Raw genomic sequence first — 2,258 nt, forward strand, 5'->3', positions numbered from 1 at the left:
CTGGTCGCGCCAGTTGGCAGGGCGTCCTGTGTCGGGCGCGGTTTTCTTGAACGGACGAACATCGGCCATGTCCTTCCGTAACACGGGAGCCCAAACTGTCAAGTCGGGGGCAAGCCAAAACTGTTGCATTCAGGCAACATGCGGCGCGTTCGCATTTGAAGGCCCATTACAGCGATGAAAGAGAAATTTAGCTACCTCGTATCGTCCGGACGGCGATTTGGAGTTCCCCCGCTTTCGTGGACAGGTTACGGTTAGGCAGCGATGGTGTGGCGGCGGGTTCTCCTTTCGAACTCGGCAGGGCTGAGATAGCCGATGCCAGAGTGACGACGGCGCGGATTGTAGAAGCATTCAATGTAGTCAAAGACGGCGATCCGCGCCTCACGGTGCGTACGCCAGCGGCTGCAGTCGATCAGCTCGCATTCGAGCGATGCAAAGAATGACTCGCACATGGCGTTATCGAAGCAATCGCCCACGGATCCCATCGAGGCGGCGATGCCGGCCTCGCGACAACGATGACCAAACGCCAGACTGGTGTATTGAGATCCGTGGTCCGAATGGTGGATCAGCCCTGGCGCCGGTCGGCGGTTCCACAACGCCATCTCGAGCGCATCGAGCACCAGCTCGGTCCTGAGATGCGAGGCCATGCTCCAGCCCACGACGCGTCGACTCCAAGCATCGATGACTACCGCCAGATAGACGAAGCCCTGCCAGGTGGGTAGATACGTGATATCCGAGATCCACAGCGCATTCGGTGCCGTGGCGTTGAACTGGCGTTGCACCAGGTCCTCGCTGATCTGGGCCCGCTCGTCGCGCCGCGTGGTTTTGACACGGCGACGCCGGCAGACGCCGCGCAGCTTGGCGATGCGCATCAGCCGGGCCACACGCTTGCGACCGCAGCGGACGCCGTGCTCATCGGTGAGCTCGGCATGGATCCTGGGTGCGCCGTATGTGCCGCGGCTACCGGTGTGGATCTGATGAATGAGCTTGTCGATGCGCGCATCAGCCACGGCGCGTGGCGACGGCGGACGGCGTTTCCACGCGAAGTAGCCAGCTTTCGAGACACCGAGGCGTTGGCACATGAAGGCGATCGGAAACCAGGTCTTCTCCGCGTCGATGAACTTGAAGACTTCCACCGGGCTCACCGACTTCGATCGCCGTCCCTGGCGAAGTAGACCGCGGCTTTTTTTAGGAGATCCCGCTCCATCCGCAATGTCCGGTTCTCGGCCCGTAGACGGCGCAACTCCTCACGTTCGCTGGTCGTCAGGCCGTCGTGGCGCCGGCCAGCGTCAATGTCGCTCTGCTTCAGCCAGTTGCGCAACGTCTGGTCCGAGACGCCAACATCGCGGCTCAGCCCGCGAATCGTCTTGGCCCCGGATCGGATCAGCTCAACCGCTTCCGCGCGAAACTCGGGCGGGTAGGGCGGTCGGGTTCTCGGCATGTGGACTCCTCAGCAGGGGCTCGCCGGCCCCAATGTTCAGGTGTCCACGAGAGCGGGTCAACTCCAGCCCTTTGGTTTTGACAACGCGGAATGACACCACCAACAAGCGCGTGACCCCAGGGCCAGCATATCGAAGAGCGTGACGGCTGTTCTGGGCCTGGGAGCCCTTTTCGATTCAGCGCCGCGCGGGAGTCAGTCGCTCTGCCGTAGCTTCTACGCTGAGCGTCCCTCGAGCACGCGCCTGCCGAGCCCTACCCACCCCATATACTCGGCTGCCAGGTGCTGATCTGGCGCGAGTGCTGCTTGGGGCCGCGCCTGCACATTCCACCCCTTCTGCCACTCTTGCACGCCGGTCTGGTGGCGAATCCAGCCGCACGGACATTCGATTGGGGAATCGCTGATCGCGCCAAACGATGCTGAACAGTGTCCGTTTGACGCACGCGTCACCTGGAGTCAACAATCGTTGTCGGCCAGTCCACGTGCTCGCCCTCGTTGAATGCAAGAAGTATGCGCTTTCTGCTCGCCCTACTGCTGAGTTTCCTGCCGATCAGTGCTTCGCGCCCTGTGGTTGCGCAGCAGTCTCCGGCCGTGCTTCTGCTGGACGCCACGGCGTTGCTCGACGCACAGAACGCCGCGCGAGCCGGCGATCCGCAGATCCAGCCGGCGCTGAACGAACTCCGCGAACAGGCTGAGAGGGCCCTCACGCGCGGACCATATACGGTCACGCAGAAGTCCGTTCCGCCGCCGAGCGGTGATGTTCATGACTACACCAGCCTCAGCATCTACTGGTGGCCGGACGCCTCGAGTCCAACTGGACTGC

General features: G+C 62.6%; 2 protein-coding genes. One reads left to right on the forward strand and one right to left on the reverse strand.

Annotation, left to right across the window (positions count from 1 at the left end):
- Positions 1-251: 251 nt before the first annotated feature.
- Positions 252-1,438, reverse strand: a protein-coding gene (locus JOZ76_RS37425) for an IS3 family transposase (RefSeq protein ID WP_291706391.1) whose coding sequence is annotated in 2 segments (ribosomal slippage) — positions 252-1,177 and positions 1,177-1,438 — 1,188 coding nt in all. Because the reading frame shifts where the segments join, the coding sequence is not laid out codon by codon here.
- Positions 1,439-1,945: 507 nt separating this feature from the next.
- On the opposite strand from JOZ76_RS37425, the gene JOZ76_RS37430 reads away from it, so the two are divergent.
- On the forward strand, positions 1,946-2,258 hold a 313-nt coding region (locus JOZ76_RS37430; protein ID WP_291706392.1), incomplete at its 3' end, for a hypothetical protein.

This window comes from Bradyrhizobium sp. (genome assembly GCF_019244115.1).
In the GTDB taxonomy this organism is placed as follows: domain Bacteria; phylum Pseudomonadota; class Alphaproteobacteria; order Rhizobiales; family Xanthobacteraceae; genus Bradyrhizobium.